13 protein-coding genes are annotated in these 14,718 nt (G+C 57.6%); 7 read left to right on the top strand and 6 right to left on the bottom strand.

Annotated features, from left to right (window positions below; translation table 11 throughout):
* Positions 1-77 precede the first annotated feature (77 nt).
* Positions 78-1,220 (top strand): AraC family transcriptional regulator, encoded by a 1,143-nt coding sequence (locus B4O97_RS08345; protein WP_083049950.1) that lies wholly within the window; start codon positions 78-80, stop codon positions 1,218-1,220.
* Positions 1,221-1,310: 90 nt separating this feature from the next.
* Positions 1,311-2,306 (top strand): ornithine carbamoyltransferase, encoded by a 996-nt coding sequence (gene argF / locus B4O97_RS08340; RefSeq protein ID WP_083049948.1) that lies wholly within the window; start codon positions 1,311-1,313, stop codon positions 2,304-2,306.
* Here the strand turns inward: argF and B4O97_RS08335 are convergent.
* Positions 2,303-3,127, bottom strand: a complete 825-nt coding sequence (locus B4O97_RS08335; protein WP_083049946.1) for a glycerophosphodiester phosphodiesterase — start codon at positions 3,125-3,127, stop codon at positions 2,303-2,305. The genes argF and B4O97_RS08335 overlap by 4 nt on opposite strands.
* A gap of 106 nt (positions 3,128-3,233) precedes the next feature.
* Here B4O97_RS08335 and B4O97_RS08330 point away from each other — a divergent pair, with 106 nt between their 5' ends.
* The gene (locus B4O97_RS08330; protein WP_083049942.1) at positions 3,234-3,662 is read left to right on the top strand and encodes an ATP-binding protein; all 429 of its coding nucleotides are present in this window, start codon (positions 3,234-3,236) and stop codon (positions 3,660-3,662) included.
* Positions 3,659-4,924, top strand: coding sequence for a [Fe-Fe] hydrogenase large subunit C-terminal domain-containing protein (locus B4O97_RS08325; RefSeq protein ID WP_083049940.1), 1,266 nt, complete (start codon positions 3,659-3,661; stop codon positions 4,922-4,924). Before B4O97_RS08330 ends, B4O97_RS08325 begins: the two co-directional genes overlap by 4 nt.
* Here the strand turns inward: B4O97_RS08325 and B4O97_RS08320 are convergent.
* Positions 4,921-5,310 carry an acyl-CoA thioesterase gene (locus tag B4O97_RS08320; protein ID WP_083049938.1) on the bottom strand — a complete coding sequence of 130 codons (390 nt, stop codon included), beginning with the start codon at positions 5,308-5,310 and terminating at the stop codon, positions 4,921-4,923. The genes B4O97_RS08325 and B4O97_RS08320 overlap by 4 nt on opposite strands.
* Positions 5,311-5,468: 158 nt before the next feature.
* On the opposite strand from B4O97_RS08320, the gene B4O97_RS08315 reads away from it, so the two are divergent.
* Entirely contained in the window at positions 5,469-6,200 is a 732-nt protein-coding gene (locus tag B4O97_RS08315) for a FadR/GntR family transcriptional regulator (RefSeq protein WP_143305610.1), read from the top strand.
* On the opposite strand, the gene sppA is transcribed toward B4O97_RS08315, so the two are convergent.
* Positions 6,170-8,503 carry a signal peptide peptidase SppA gene (gene sppA, locus B4O97_RS08310; RefSeq protein ID WP_158084211.1) on the bottom strand — a complete coding sequence of 778 codons (2,334 nt, stop codon included), beginning with the start codon at positions 8,501-8,503 and terminating at the stop codon, positions 6,170-6,172. The genes B4O97_RS08315 and sppA overlap by 31 nt on opposite strands.
* Positions 8,504-8,730: 227 nt before the next feature.
* Between sppA and B4O97_RS08305 the strand changes: the two genes are divergently transcribed.
* Positions 8,731-9,303 (top strand): outer membrane beta-barrel protein, encoded by a 573-nt coding sequence (locus tag B4O97_RS08305; RefSeq protein WP_083049932.1) that lies wholly within the window; start codon positions 8,731-8,733, stop codon positions 9,301-9,303.
* 161 nt (positions 9,304-9,464) lie between these two features.
* The gene (locus tag B4O97_RS08300) at positions 9,465-9,974 is read left to right on the top strand and encodes a hypothetical protein (protein ID WP_083049931.1); all 510 of its coding nucleotides are present in this window, start codon (positions 9,465-9,467) and stop codon (positions 9,972-9,974) included.
* Here B4O97_RS08300 and B4O97_RS08295 read toward each other — a convergent pair.
* The 3 genes from B4O97_RS08295 to B4O97_RS08285 are packed head-to-tail and all read right to left on the bottom strand — an operon-like array spanning position 9,971 to position 14,708.
* Positions 9,971-11,221 carry an outer membrane protein assembly factor BamB family protein gene (locus tag B4O97_RS08295; RefSeq protein WP_083049929.1) on the bottom strand — a complete coding sequence of 417 codons (1,251 nt, stop codon included), beginning with the start codon at positions 11,219-11,221 and terminating at the stop codon, positions 9,971-9,973. The two genes, B4O97_RS08300 and B4O97_RS08295, sit on opposite strands and share 4 nt — an antisense overlap.
* The gene (locus B4O97_RS08290; RefSeq protein WP_083049927.1) at positions 11,218-13,419 is read right to left on the bottom strand and encodes a transglutaminase-like domain-containing protein; all 2,202 of its coding nucleotides are present in this window, start codon (positions 13,417-13,419) and stop codon (positions 11,218-11,220) included. Before B4O97_RS08290 ends, B4O97_RS08295 begins: the two co-directional genes overlap by 4 nt.
* Positions 13,416-14,708 carry a DUF58 domain-containing protein gene (locus B4O97_RS08285; protein ID WP_083049925.1) on the bottom strand — a complete coding sequence of 431 codons (1,293 nt, stop codon included), beginning with the start codon at positions 14,706-14,708 and terminating at the stop codon, positions 13,416-13,418. The genes B4O97_RS08290 and B4O97_RS08285 overlap by 4 nt, the downstream gene beginning before the upstream one ends.
* Between the last annotated feature and the right edge of the window lie 10 nt (positions 14,709-14,718).

Here is a 14,718-nt window from a genome sequence, read left to right as displayed (position 1 = left end):
CCTCCCGGCAATGCGCAAAATGCGCATAGCTCATACCGAATAACGCAAGAAACCGGATTTCCTGTTATACTCATGAAATGAAACGCATCGCCCTGGGGATGGGGCTTTCCGACTATTATGATCACGGCGTTGCCCGGGGCATTGTAAAATATGCCAGGAATAAACCGGATTGGCGGCTCTACGGGCAGGGCTGGATGTTCTCTCCCCTGGAGGATCTTCCTGCATGGGACGGCGACGGTGTTATTACCCGCCTGGAATTTGCGGAACAGGTATCCGGCCTGTCGGGACTCACATGCCCGGTGGTGGATGTTGCCAATGCCTTCGTGATGCCCCGGGTCCGCAGGGTTTCCAACGATGACTATCAGACCGGCAGGCTGGCGGGGCGGCATTTTATGGAGAAGGGTTTTTCCAGTTTTGCCTACTGCGGAACCTCGCCGGGAGAGTGGTCACGGCAGCGTCTGTCGGGTTTCATGCATGAGACCGGGCAGCCGGATCTGCCGGTTTTTTTGCGGCCCCTTCGCTGGTGGCTCCTGGAAAACTTCAGTAAAGAGCTCGCTTCCTTTCTGGAAGGGCTTCCCGGCCCGGTGGGACTCTTTGCCTGTAACGACAAGGTCGGACTCAGGGTAAGCAGCGTATGCGCCGCTGAAGGATTCGATGTACCTGGGCAGATAGCCATTCTGGGTGTCGATAACGAGGACATCCCCTGTGAACTGGCAAATCCCTCCCTCTCCTCCATAGCGTTGAACCTGGAAAGAATTGGTGCCCTGGCTGCTGCACAGCTTGATCAGCTCATGGATTCCGGGGAGAGGGCAGACCCGGGGGTGAATACAGTTGAGGTCCCGCCCGGGGATATCATTGAAAGGGAATCCACCTCCTCGTATGCCAGCAGCGATCCCCTGGTGGTCTCCGCCCTTCGCATTATCCGCGGCAGTGATGGGCACCGTAAGAAGGTCGCCGATCTGGTTGATGAACTTGCCTCGGGAAGAAGGAGTCTGGAAACCCGTTTTAAACGGGAAACCGGACAGACCCTGCATCAGGCACTGACTGTCCAGAAGATTCGGGTTGCCGGCCGAATCCTGCGAAGTACCGACAAGACAATGGAGGCCGTTGCCGGGGAGTCCGGCTTTGGGTCGGTGCAGCGGTTTTTTTTCCGTTTCCGTGAACAGACCGGAATGACGCCGGCGCAGTTCCGCAGGAAAGGCGGAGGATTCAGGGCGTGACCTGGGAGAGAAAAACTCTTGCCCTGGGTGTTGCTCTCTGATTATACTGGTTTTTTCCTTTTTTCGAAATCTGAATTGACGGAGGTCTGTATGCCGGTAAATCTAAAGGGTCGCAGTCTGATCACCTTAAAGGATTTTTCCCCAGCGGAGATCCGCTATCTTCTTGATCTTTCTCTGGACCTCAAGCGGAAAAAACGCGCCGGTATCCGGGGAAACCTGCTGGAGGGGCGGAATATCGTCCTTCTTTTTGAAAAGACCTCCACCCGTACCCGCTGTGCCTTCGAGGTCGCCGCCTTCGACGAGGGTGCCAGGGTAACCTTTCTGACCAACAGCCAGATGGGTAAAAAAGAGTCCATTAAAGATACCGCCCGGGTGCTGGGAAGGATGTACGACGGCATTGAGTTCCGGGGTTTTCATCAGGAAACCGTGGAGGAACTGGCTGCCCATGCCGGGGTTCCCGTCTGGAACGGATTGACCGACCTCTACCACCCGACCCAGGTACTGGCTGACCTGATGACCCTGGAGGAGATGGTCCCGAAACCCCTTTCCCATATGAAGCTCGCCTATGTGGGGGACGCCCGCAACAACATGGGAAACTCCCTGCTCATCGGCTGCGCCAAGATGGGGATCGATTTTACCGCCGTTGCTCCCAGGGAGCTTTTCCCTGATCCAGCTCTGCTTGAGGAGATGCAGGAGGTGGCTGCCCAAAGCGGCGCTGTCATCGAGCTCAGTGAAGACATTCCCAGGGGTGTTGCCGGAGCGGATGCTATTTATACCGATGTCTGGGTCTCCATGGGTGAGGAGGAGCAGTTTGCCCGGCGTATCGCCCTCTTAAAGGACTACCAGGTAACCTCCGAGATGCTGGAAATGACGGGCAACCCGGATGTGCTCTTTCTTCACTGCCTGCCCTCGTTTCACGACCTGAACACCGAAACCGGAAGAGCCGTTCACCAGGAGTTCGGCCTGGATGCCATGGAGGTCAGCGACGAGGTCTTTGAAGGCCGGAATTCCGTGGTTTTTGATCAGGCGGAAAACAGGATGCACACCATCAAAGCGGTCATGGCCGCCAGCATCGGGAATCTCTAGTCTCGATACGGGGGACTTTCCCCGTCGGGGTCAAAGCCCCTGAGGGCCTGAAGCATCGTCTCCGGGGCGTCCGTAAAGACTCCCCGGACCCCTGACCGGAACAGACGTTTTGCCTCCTCCGGTTCGTTGACGGTCCAGACCTGTACCGGGACTCCGGACTTTGCCCAGGAGGAAATCAGGCCCCTGTTTACCACCCGTATATTCCCGTGAACCTCGGGTACCTGGAAGATCCGGCCTTTGATAAGAATCGCCGCCAGGGGCCGCAGCCACCTGAGTCCCCGCCGGTTGATGATTACCGCCGCCCGGACTTCCCCCGGGCTCATGGAGGTCAGGCAGGCAGGAGCCAGACGACGGAAGCGGCGCAGAACATTACCGTGAAAGCTCCCGGTTACAACCCGTTCCCAGGCACGGTGAGCCGCCAGAACCTGGGCATAGCGGACCGCGATCATGGGATCCGGGCTTTTCAGGTCGATGTTGAAGACCCCCTCGGGAAACTCCTCCAGGAGTTCGTTCAAGGTCATCATGTAGATTCCCATCCCCCTGAAGGCGGGACGGGTAAAGCCGGCATCAAGGCTCCGCAGCTCCGCCAGGCTCGATTCCTCGATAACGAGGTCCCGGTCGGTGTTTCTTCCTGTCCGTTCATCATGCCACAGGACGAGTTCTCCGTCCGCCGTCAGGTGAAGGTCCGTCTCCACCATGGGGCAGCCCAGCTGAAAGGCGCTGCGGAAGGCCGGCAGGGTATTCTCGGGGTAGGCGGCGGAATTGCCTCGATGGGCAAATATACCTGTTCGCAAAGAAAGAACATCCCTGGCGGAAATCATCGTCTGGCCTCCTTATCCGCAATACTCGCAGAAAAGTGATATTTGTTTCAATTGTCCCGACCCCGTGATATACTTCCGGCGTGAAAAACCCCGGTGGATTCAAGCAATGAAAAAGCTCTATACTGTTACTCCCGATATTCTCCATGCCGCGGGAGAGGTCTCTACCAAGGTGAAACGGCTTCTGCTGCAGCTCGGGGTCTCCCAGAAAGCGATACGTCGATTTTCCGTGGCTCTCTACGAGGGAGAGATCAACATGGCGGTACACGCCGGGGGCGGGACTGCGGAGATCGATATAAGCCCGAAGAGAATCAGCGCGGTCCTGAAGGACCAGGGACCGGGGATTGCGGATGTGGATCTTGCCATGCAGGAGGGATACTCCACCGCCAATGAGTATATCCGGGAGCTCGGTTTCGGCGCCGGTATGGGGCTTCCCAACATGAAGCGTTCCGCCGACATCTTTACCCTGGAATCCTCCCCGGGTTCCGGAACGACCGTCTCCTTTACCGTCTTTCTGAACGGAGATGCACCGCAATGACACGGCATTCAGTGATGCTCCTGGAGGAGCGCTGCAAGGGCTGTACACTCTGTGTTACCCGCTGTCCCACCGAGGCTATCCGGGTCAGGGGCGGTAAGGCCTTTATCATAACCGAGCGTTGTATCGACTGCGGCGAATGTATCCGGGTGTGTCCCCATCATGCCAAGAGCGTTCGCTCCGATGCCCTGGAGGCGGCCCTTGCCCTGGAGACTCCTGTGGCCATGGTGGCCCCCAGTTTTTACGGACAGTTTAAATCCGCCATTCCCGTGGAGGACCTGCTGGGGGCCCTCAAGTCCCTGGGCTTTGCCGGTGTGGAAGAGGTGGCCCTGGGGGCGGAGATAGTGACGGAAGCTACAGCCCGAATCCTGGAAGGTGAAGATGCTCCCCGTCCTCTAATCTCCTCGTCCTGTCCGGCCGTGGTGCGCCTGGTGGAGGTTCGTTTTCCTGCGCTTCTGTCCAGTCTGGTCCCTCTGCCCTCACCCATGGAGGTTGCCGCCCGGCTGATAAAGAGGCATTACGGTGAATCGGCTTCTCCGGTGTTCATAACCCCCTGTCCCGCCAAGATCACCGATTCCAGACATCCTCTCTTCGCCTCAGCCTCGAGTGTCGCTGCAGCCGTGCCGGTGCGGGATCTCTTCGCGGCTGTTGTAAAGGCCGTGGGCAGGGGGCGTGTCGATTCCACTGCGGGAAAGACGGGGATCCTCTGGGGACGAAGCGGCGGAGAAAGCCGCTCGGTTGCTCCGGGGGAGGGGATCGCCGTGGATGGAATACGGAATGTCTCTCTTCTGCTGGAGAAGATCGATTCGGGAAACAGCGAAGGAATCAGCTTTATCGAGGCCATGGCCTGTCCCGGAGGCTGTGTGGGCGGGGCACTTCAGGTGGAAAATCCCTTCATGGCCAGGTCCCGGCTGGCGGCAAGGGCGGAACAGGCGGGCAGGGAAAGCAGTGAAGCCTCCCGGACGGAAAAGCGGGAATTTTTGCTGGAGACCAGGGTCATGACCAGGGAAAACAGGGTGATGGCCCTGGATGCCGATCCTGCCCGGGCCCTGGAAAAGCTCGAACGCCTGGAAGCCCTCACGGAGGACCTCCCTGCCCTGGACTGCGGCTCCTGCGGGGCCCCCAACTGCAGGGCCCTGGCGGAAGACATTGTTCAGGGAAGGGGAAAGGAGACGGACTGCGTCTTTGTTCTGCGATCCAAAATACGAAAGCTGACGGAAGAGATGATCGCCCTGGACGATCAGCGGGGCAGTATCGGAACTTAATCCCCGCAGGCTCCGGGTTTTGTACCCCCCCTGGGAGGAATGGGAGCCTTCTTCCCTTCGCAGTCGACGCAGGCGAAGGTCACGGAGGTGGAGAAAACCAGTTTTTCCTCTGTAGCCCCCGGTTCGTCTGACCATACATCCACGCTGTAGCTCAGGGATGTCTGTCCATGATGGGTTTCCCGGGCATCGAAGCGCAGGATAGACCCCACGGGAACCGGATGCCTGAAGGAGATATCGTCCATGGCCCGGGTCACCAGCATGCAGCCGGGATACTCCTTGGCTGCCACAAGCCAGGCATTTTCGTCGACCCATTTAAGCATCTGGCCGCCGAAGAGATTTCCATGGTGGTTCAGATGCTCCATACGTACGATGGTGTAGGTGTTCATGAATTAACTATACCGGGACCGGGGGTTAATGGCAATTACGGTTTTTTCCGCACCAGAAAATAGCGCTTGAAACGCAGCGGGATTTTGTGAAAAATACTCTGGGTAGGCCGTATCTTTCCGTATATTCAAACAGACCCATCCAAGGTAGACGTAAAGGTGTGAAAAAGGTTTATAAAGAGATTATTTCGGATATTATCAACTCCGTCCGCGACCAGGATCTGGCCCCTGGAGACCGGCTGCCTCCTGAACGGGACTTTGCTGAAAAGTTCGGTGTTTCCCGGGCTTCGGTGCGGGAGGCCCTGCGGGTCATGGAGATTCTCGGTCTGATCGAAACCCGGCGGGGCGGGGGGTCCTATATAACGGGGCTGAATATTATTCCCTTTCTCTCTACCCTGGCTCCCCTTTTCGTGGAGCGTCAGGGACTTACCTTTGAACTCCTGGACCTTCGCTTTCTTCTTGAACTCAAGGCCGCTGAACTGGCGGCCATCAAGATGACCCCCGTAAAAGCCTCTTATCTTATGGAGCCCATTGAGCGGATGAAGCGGGCCGTATCGGAGGAGAATCCGGCTTTAAGCGCCAAGGCGGATATGGAGTTTCACGAGCGAATCTTCGAGATAGCCGACCATTTTGTTCTGCAGAAAAGCGCCGAGTTTGTAACCACCTTTCTTGAAGTTTCCATCAAGGGCCGCCGCCGCCTGGTGCTGGAACGGGCGGAGAACCCGGCGGAACTGTACCAGCAGCACAAGGAAATCTACGATGCCATCGTCACGGGAAAGCCTGAAGAGGCCTCCACCCGTATGCGAAGGCACCTGAATCTCGTACTGGAGATCTACCGCCGGGAAGATCCGCCGCTCCGGGATCAGTCCGCCGGATTGAAGGGCATCATATAAAGGGGCCCCTTCTCCTTCAGCAGCAGTTCCGGCAGAAACAGTCCTTCCAGGGGAGACTTGAAGCTCTCCGCCATGCGCAGTGATAGGGGAATGTCCCGGTTGGAATAATCCACCAGCATGTACTGTCCCCGAATACCCGCAGCTTCCGCCGCCGCATCTATGGCATCCTGAAAACCTCCCAGCTTGTCCACCAGTCCATGTTCCAGAGCCTGGCGTCCGGTCCATACCCGCCCCTGGGCAACCGCATCAACAGCCTCTTTTTCCATGTCTCGTCCCCGGGCCACGGTATCGATAAAAAGTCCGTAGGTATGGGAAACCAGCCCGGAGAGTTTTTCCCGCTCCCCGGCGTCGAGCCGCCTGAAGGGATTCCCGAAACTGGCGTTCTCCGATGTCCCAAGCTCCGCGCTGCCTACATCGTACTTTTCCAGAAGCCCGGCGAACTCCGGCATTGCGATGAATACCCCGATGGATCCGGTAATACTCAAAGGGGAAGCCACAATTCTGTCGGCGTAAGCCGAAATATAGTAGCCCCCCGAAGCGGCCGCCCCGCCCATGGAGACAATAAAGGGTTTTTTCGCCTCCCTGCAGAGCTGGACTTCCCTGGCGATCACGTCGGATGCAAGGGAGGATCCTCCCCCGGAATCGACGCGCAGGAGAATGGCCTTTACGAAGGGGTTCTCCCTGGCTGCACGGATCGAGGCACCCAGGCTTTCCGCGCCTATGCTTGAGCCCGGCACCCCTTTTCCGGAAGTTATGTTTCCCACGGCGTAGATCAGGGCTATCTGGTTCGCGAAGGGATCACTCCAGTCCCGGCGGAAGGGTTCACGGAAATCTCCGTTGCTGATAACCGGGTGCTGATGGAACTCCTTCAGTTTGTCAGTAAGCTCATCCTGATAGATAAGCCCGTCCACGAGGCCTGCTTCCAGAGCCTCGTCGCTGATAAGGTAGGGGCCTGCGGCTATGAGTTCTTCCAGGTCTCCGGAGAGTATTTCGCCCCGTCCGGAACGGACCAGTTTGATAACTTCATCAAGTATGTCCCGGTAGAATACCTCGAGCATTTCCCGTTCCTCCGGGGTTATTCCCGGTTCTGAAACAAAATTCGCCCCGTTCTTGTAGGGGTGGGACCGGATATTATGCACCCGGATACCGAAGGAGTTCAGAAGTCCTCCAAAGTAGAGCCGGGTTCCTCCAAGCCCGGTAAGATCGACCCGCCCCAGTCGATTCAGGTAAATGGCGTCCCCCGTGGAGGAAGCCAGGATGTAGTTCCAGAGGCTTATGTTCTCGTAGTAATACACCACCTTTTTTCCGGCCTCCCTGAATCGGTTCAGGGCGCTGATCAGTTCGAGGTATCCCGCCCAGCTGGTCTGGAAGTTCTGATTTTCGATCACGATTCCACTGACAGCAGGGTCCTCCTGAAGATCCTTAAGCGCTTCTAGAACTTCGAACAGACTGGGGGCCGGGGGATCGAAAAAGAAGAATCCCGGGGTCGACTCCTCGGCGATAACCGGACCGGGATTAAAGCGCACGTAGGGATCCGTCATGGGAACGGCCGGGGAGGAGTATTTCCGCACTCCAAGATGCACGTAAGCGGCTCCCCTGGTCCGGTCGTCCATCAGGAACCCGCTCCGCAGGGTCCCCAGGCTGTAGGAGAGCCCTGCGGTCAGACGCTTGTCCTCCATGTTGTACGCCAGGTTGAAGGCAAAGCCCGGCAGCGCATCGATGGGTTCGCTGCTTGCCTGAAGTACCGGACGCCGGAGCTCCCGGTCCCAGGGAATATCGAGTCCCACAGTCAGCAGGGAGGGATTGTCACCGGTCAGAAAGAGGGGGCGCAGGCCGAATCCCACAGTACCGGAGGCCTCTCCGGTAAAAAGCTTCTCCCCCGTTGCCGCCAGGGAGAGGTAGTCCGACGGACGCGCCAGAACACCCAGGGTGCTGTCCATACCGTCCAGGTCCGCATTCTGCCAGTCTCCCCGCCATCCAAGGTAGAAATTGGGAAGCAGCGGAAACGCAGCCAGCAGGTTATGGGTGTAATCGGTATCCTGCCTGTCAAAGTAATATCCCAGGTTTGTGAAGGCCAGCTGCAGGGAGTACTCGTTAAAAAGGTCCGGCCGCTCCCCTTCGTCTTCATCGATAAGGAAAGGGTGAATCAGGGCTATTCCGCCGGCGTTGCCGAAGGCCATGGCAGCGGGGTTGACCCGGAGACTCAGGAAATCATCCCCCATAGCCGTACCGGGATAATCCAGGGAAAACAGAAAAGGGGAAAGAGAAATCAGAATCAGGATTGAAAGGAATCTTTTTTTCATATCGGCGCTTCCTCGACTGGAATAACGGGCGGGACCCTGAATACTTCGCCGCTGGTGCGTCTGACAGGCCCGGGCGTTTAATTCAGAGTAGCCACCCCCGGTTGCCGGGTCAAGGGGGAGACCCCGGGAAAGAACTGAACCACAGGTACTTCTAAAAAATTGCATGTCCCCTGAAACTCGGCTATACTGAATACAGGGCAGGAACGCTGTCCTTAGGAGGCACTTGGATGAGTAGATGTAAATTTCCAACAGGTGTTCTCGTTGCTCTTCTCCTTGGATTAATCGCTTCAGTCGTAACCGCAGCTCCTCAAGACGCAAATTACGAAGTCGGTGCGTCGGCGGGTTTCTGGCTATCGGGAACTATTGATGCTGATGGAGCGGACCTTGACAAAGACGGCAGCTTTCTGCTGCGGGCCTTTGCGGACATGTATGTCACACCGAAATTCGCCGTAGGGGCGTATGTAAATTATGGCCCGGCTGAAGTTGAAGGTGTAGACGGGAGTTTCGCCGAAATCGGGATGGGCATAAAACCGCGGTTCTTTATAAGTCCCGAGATATCCATCAAGCCGGGACTGAACATCGGATACCGTTCACTCTCGTCGGACAGTGATTACGGGGATGATGTTGACGGTCTTGCGGTCAACCTGAGTATCGAGGGGCAGTATCACCTTGCGAACAGCCCCGTCATCCCCTTTCTCGATATCGGTTTCCTGAGCCAGCCCACAGGGGGCAATGATTACGCAGACATAACCTGGGCTCCGATAATGTATCTGAGTTTCGGCGCTGCCTACGGGTTCTGATATAAAACCAGGAAATGAAGGAACGCGGCATCGCTTCGGTGCCGCTTTTGCTGTATTCCCGCCTCTCATGCGATATTTTTATGGAATGAAGCTATATGCTGCGGAAAAACTGACCGAAACTAGGTCAGAACACAATTTTAAATGCATTCGGAGGACAACTCATGAAGCGTGTACATCTTGCCTTGATCCTGATGCTGCTGGCAGCGTCGGCCTGGGCGGCCCCGTCCTTTGTTGCCACCCTTGGGGGCGATTTCTTCAACTATGAGGATGGCTTTCTCGATATCGGCGGTGCCTACATTGTCCCGCTGCACAGCGATCTCGAACTCAGTCTGGGGGCCGGTTTCGGATTGTGGCCCGAGGAGGGTTCCGGTTCGAACGACGCCAGGTTCTATATTCCCCTGGACCTGGGGCTCAACTTTCTCTTTCCCGGGAACGAAAAGGTCTCCTATCTTCTGGGGGCCGGCGTAACACCCCAGTTTCTCTTTGCCGACGAAAACCGGACCTACGTGGGGCCCTTTATCAAGGGCGGCATACGGATCAGGACCCATGAGTTCATGCAGTGGATAATCGAAGCCCAGCAGGACCTCCTGATCGGACCGCCGGACTGGATCAATACCTCCACAAGGATCCGGACGGGCATCCAGTTCTCCTTCGACACCGGCCGTCCCTAGAATACCTCTTCCAGTACGTAAAAATAGCTGTTGTCGGTCCCGAAGATAATCCAGCCCCCGGCGATTACCGGGGCCGACAGGATATCCCCGTCGGTTTCGAACTCCCACAGCACCTTGCCGGTTCTTGCGGAGAGGCAGACCAGCAGGGACGGGTAGGGCTTTTCCAGGGTCTCCTCGTCCAGGGAGCCCCGGAGGCCCACATACACCCGGTCGCCGGCGACGATGGGAGATGAGGAGGCGGGCTGAAGAAACTCCCGCCGCCAGGCGCTGGTCCCCGTTTTTCCCTTGAAAGCACGTAGTACATTGTCGCCGGAGGAATAGATAACCAGGTCTCTCCAGAGGGCCGGGGCAAGATAATCCAGGAGTTCCAGGGAGTCTTCAAAGAGGGTGTAGTGATCGATGTCCTGCCAGACCGGCAGCACCGCGGGCTCTTCCCGGAGCCACTCTATCTCTCCGTTTCGGGCGTTAATCCCGTAATAGGAGAGGAGCCAGCCGTCAACGTAGAGCCTGCTGGTGGCGTAGTGGAGGATCTTCCCTTTTTTAGCCGGAAAGGAGTACCAGGTGGGAGCATCGTCCCAGGTGTCGATGAACCAGAGGTAGTCCCTGGCCCGGATGTCGTAGGCTCCGAAGCTGTGCGGGTTTGTTTCCGGTCCCGGCGCGAAGTACATGATGTGGTCCTGGATCTGGAAGCTGTGGGAGAGCCATACGGGATTCGGGATCTGGTGCTGCAGTTCCCCCTCGGCGCTGAAAAAGTAGCTGGCCCCCACATCGGAGGTGAAGACGATTCCGTCTTCGTAGCCGATAACCGTGGAGTTTACCGGTGAGCGTGTATTGAAGTCCCAGACCTTTTCTCCGCTTTCCCTGTCCACGGCGTAGAGGTAGCCGTCGGAGGAGCCGAAGTAGACCTTCTCATCATCCGCGTAGGGCAGGGAGTTGATGGGGCTCAGGGTCTTGAAAACCCAGCGCATGTAGCCGGATTCCACATCCAGGGCGTAGAAGTTTCCGTCGTTGGATCCGAAATAAATGGTATCGTCCACCACAATGGGGGGATTGAAGCTGCGCTTCTCTCCGGGACTTTCCTGTAGCTTCAGCTTCCATTTTACCGCCAGGGGAGGGTAGACCTTTTCGGATGTATATCCCTTGCTCTGTTCTCCCCGGAACATTACCCAGTGGGCTTCCCTGCTGCAGGATATCATGGACGACATGGCAAGAAGCAGGCAGAATACCGCACGTGCAAGCTTTCTCATGGGAAGACGACTCCTTTCAGATTCAGCAGCCTGTAGAGAGCCCCCTTCAATCCACGGCGCCGTCGTAAGGAGACTGCTTTGTGCAGTTCATCCAGGAGCTCCTTTCGGAGTTTCTTTTCCTCCTCCGTGCTGATACCCGGCTTGAAACGGAGTTTTTCGTATATCCCGACAAAGGGGCCCAGCTCAGGGACCACCTCTGCATATTCCCGGGGAGTCTCGGATCTCTTCTTGAGGCGCAGGCCCTCGTTGGCAAGCAGCGACAGCAGCAGTTTTTCCGCGGAAAGGAGTCCCTTTCGTCCCGGCCGGGATGCCAGGTGCCTGAGAAGAATCTCCCGTCCGTAGCGGTAGGCATACAGTGCCGCGAAGAGCAGAATAAACAGGCTCAGCATCACTTGTCGGAGGAGATTCCAGGGGATCTGAAAATCTCTTCCGGCGACAGTCCGGTTTTCGATAAGGGGAATCACAACGTCCTGGGAGTTCGGGTCTCCCCCGGGAAGCGGTGGTATGGCATACTGGGTCGACTCGAAGTCGATCCATCCGTAGTCAGGCAGATAGAACTGGGGCCAGGAGTGACGGTGGGCGGTGGTGACCAGGTAGAGCTCTTCCAGCGGATGATCCTTCAGGCTGGGAATGCTCTCCCGCAGCAGCATGAGTCCCTGAAGGTGTGACATGGTCTGCAGCCCCTCCGAAGCCAGGTAGCCGGTAACCACGCGGGAGGGGATTCCCGCGAGGCGTCCCAGAATGGCGGCGGTATTGGAGAACTCGGTACAGTCGCCGCTCTTGCTGGTAAAGAGAAAATGCTCCATGGCCGCCACGGAGACATCCTCGTCAAAACCGATTTCGTACTGGAGCTCCTCAAAACTCTTCAGAATAGCCAGGATCTTCTCCCCCGGTCCCTCCGCTTCGGCCAGGACAGGCTCGAGGTAGGACCGGAAGCGTTCCTCCGCTGCGGGGTCCATGTCTATCTCCAGCTCCCCGGACAACTGTTCCCTCTCCCGGCTGCTATAGTCCCGGGACGTGACCCAGTCATAGGGATCGCTGACGGAGATTGCCGCCACGTGGGGGTATGAATAGGTGAAGGGATGCACCGAGGGGTCGAATATGGTCGGTTCCGCCCGCAGGGGCAGGTAGGCCAGGGTCCGTTCCGGCCTGGTGGAGAGGGTGAAGATCTCCGTGTTCAGGCGGGAGCGATCCCGGGGTATCAGAGGATTGAACCAGGTTTCCAGAAGGCGCCTTCCGACGATCTCGTTCAGGGGCATTTCAAGGGCTTTACCGAATCCCCGTACCGGATCGAAGCTGTCGTAGTATCCGTCCGCAAGGTAGGTGGGGTCCTGGGGTGATGCGACCACCATTACGGCATATTGCCGGCCTCCCGTGCCACTGCCTTCTCCTTCCCCGTCCCGCTCGCCCCGTCGTCTTCCTTCGCCCCAGCGGTCCGCCGGCAGGCCGTAGAGGCCGGGCTGTCCGTTTCTGCCGCGGCGTCCCTCCAGGGGAGAACGTCCCTGAAGGTTGCCCCCGGGAAGTCCCTCCGCCTCCTCGTCCAGGGGACGGTATTCCGGCTCCGGGGGTTCAAAAAGCTGGTTGAAGACCACTGTATGCTGAACGAAATCCCCGGGGACCAGGAGGGCCGCGGCCAGTAAAAGTGGTACAGCTACCGCCAGAACGCTTGTATATTCCCAGGTTCCCCGGGGTTCCTCCCAACGGCGCCGCAGAATGAGCATGATAATCAGAAGCTGCATAAGGAGGGCGGCGATTCCGGTAAAAAGCAGAAGCTGGGGCAGACTGTCAGGCACTCCGGCGGAGGATGAGAGACCCCGGGTAAAATTGACCAGCCGCAGATACACGGCTGCCAGAAAAATCAGTTCCGGTACAGCAGCGATTCTCCAGCGAAAGCGGAAGAGCAGCCAGGTGGACAGAAAACTCCAGGACCCCAGGAGAAGATACTGAAGTATCCCCGAAACACCCCCTGCAAAAAGGAGGCTGAGAACAAGCTGAAAAAGTCCCGCCGCCAGAAGACTGTGTTTCAGTCGTCTGGCCGGGGGAGAAAAGAAAAAGGCCAGGACGGCCTGCCCCGGAATAAGCAGGAAATAGAGTCCCAGACCGTAGAGATCGTAATCTATAACCACCCCGCTGTGGGCAAAGGGTATTGCCAGGGCGAAGAGGTATAGCAGGGAGCGGAGAATAAAGAGAATCGTCATGGTATGGGCTCCCCCCTGCTCCCGATCAGGGGAATAAGGACGGCCTCTTCGTCCGTACCGGGCATGCGCTGAACAAGGCGGCCCCGTTTCCTGAACATACCGGGCAGAAAAGCGGGCGAAGGCAGATCCTCCCCCCGGTATGCTGGAAAAAGAGGAATCCTGATTCCTGTTTTCTCTTCGTCCCTGCGGGCGATCCGCGAAAGATGCAGGCTGAACTCCACCCGGGGATAAAGCTGCCTGATATGTTCCGCGCTTTCATCCGCGGAGCTGCTGAAGAGGTAGACCCGTCCCTCCTGAGGCAAAGGCGGAAGATCGTCGGAGGCTGCACTGAACCATTTACCCCCCAGGGCTGTTGCGAAGGCTTCCAGGTCTTCATCGTTCTCCAGCAGAAATTCATCCCGGTTCATGAATACCTGGAACATGAAGTCCGGGTGTTCCTCTTTTATGCGAAGCAGGAAGGTAAGTACCCAGGATTTCTGGTACTCCGCCAGGGCAAGGAGGGCCGGTGAGGGGCGGCGGTCCCTGGCGTAAAACCTGACCCACAGGGTTACCGTGGTACTCTCGTCCTGGGCCACCGGGGATATCCGGGTAAAGAGTTTGTCTCCCCTGCCGGAGGCCTTCCAGTTAATGTCCCGGAAGCGGTCTCCGGGAACATACTCCCTCATGTAATAGCGCTCCACCTCGCTCTCCTTTACCCGGCTCTTTTCCTCGGCTCCCCGTTCGGCGATCCGGTAACGCACCGGCCTGTGGAGAACCCCGGGGAGTACCGGTATAAGCCTGCTTACGGGTGTGCCGATGCAGAAGCGGGTCAGCCCGAAGATGTCCTCCACGCTTAAGGCGAGTTCGGCGTGAAAACTGCCGCAGTGGGGGAGTCCCAGGGGCATGGGGACGATGAAATCCTCTGCAGGTTTGAAACGGCCGCTCTGACAGTGATATCCCAGGTACCTCCCCTCCACCTTCAAAGCTCCTGCAAGGCGGAAACGGACCCGGAAAAAAGGCAGAAGGCGGCTGCTTTTCAGCTCGAGTCCGTGGGGTGCCGGTTCCTTTCCCGCGAAAACCCGGTGTCTGCTGTGCCAGACAATCTCGTCTTCTCCGATTTTTCTGGCCTGCAGAAAGGAGAGGAGCATCAGGAGCCCCATGAGACTCAAGCCTGTGAGGGAAAAGAAATAAGCATAGGCATTGGCTGCGGCAAAGGCCCTGCCCAGAACTCCAAGCAGTCCTGCGGCTGCGGGAAAGCCCAGTATCGTTAAAGGAAAGCAGCGGTACACTCTGGTCCAGGCCCTCTTCATGGTGGACAGA

It is taken from the genome of Marispirochaeta aestuarii (genome assembly GCF_002087085.1).
Taxonomy (GTDB): Bacteria; Spirochaetota; Spirochaetia; order JC444; family Marispirochaetaceae; genus Marispirochaeta; species Marispirochaeta aestuarii.
Note: the sequence above shows the minus strand (reverse complement) of the source record. Positions and strands in the feature narration are given on the sequence as shown.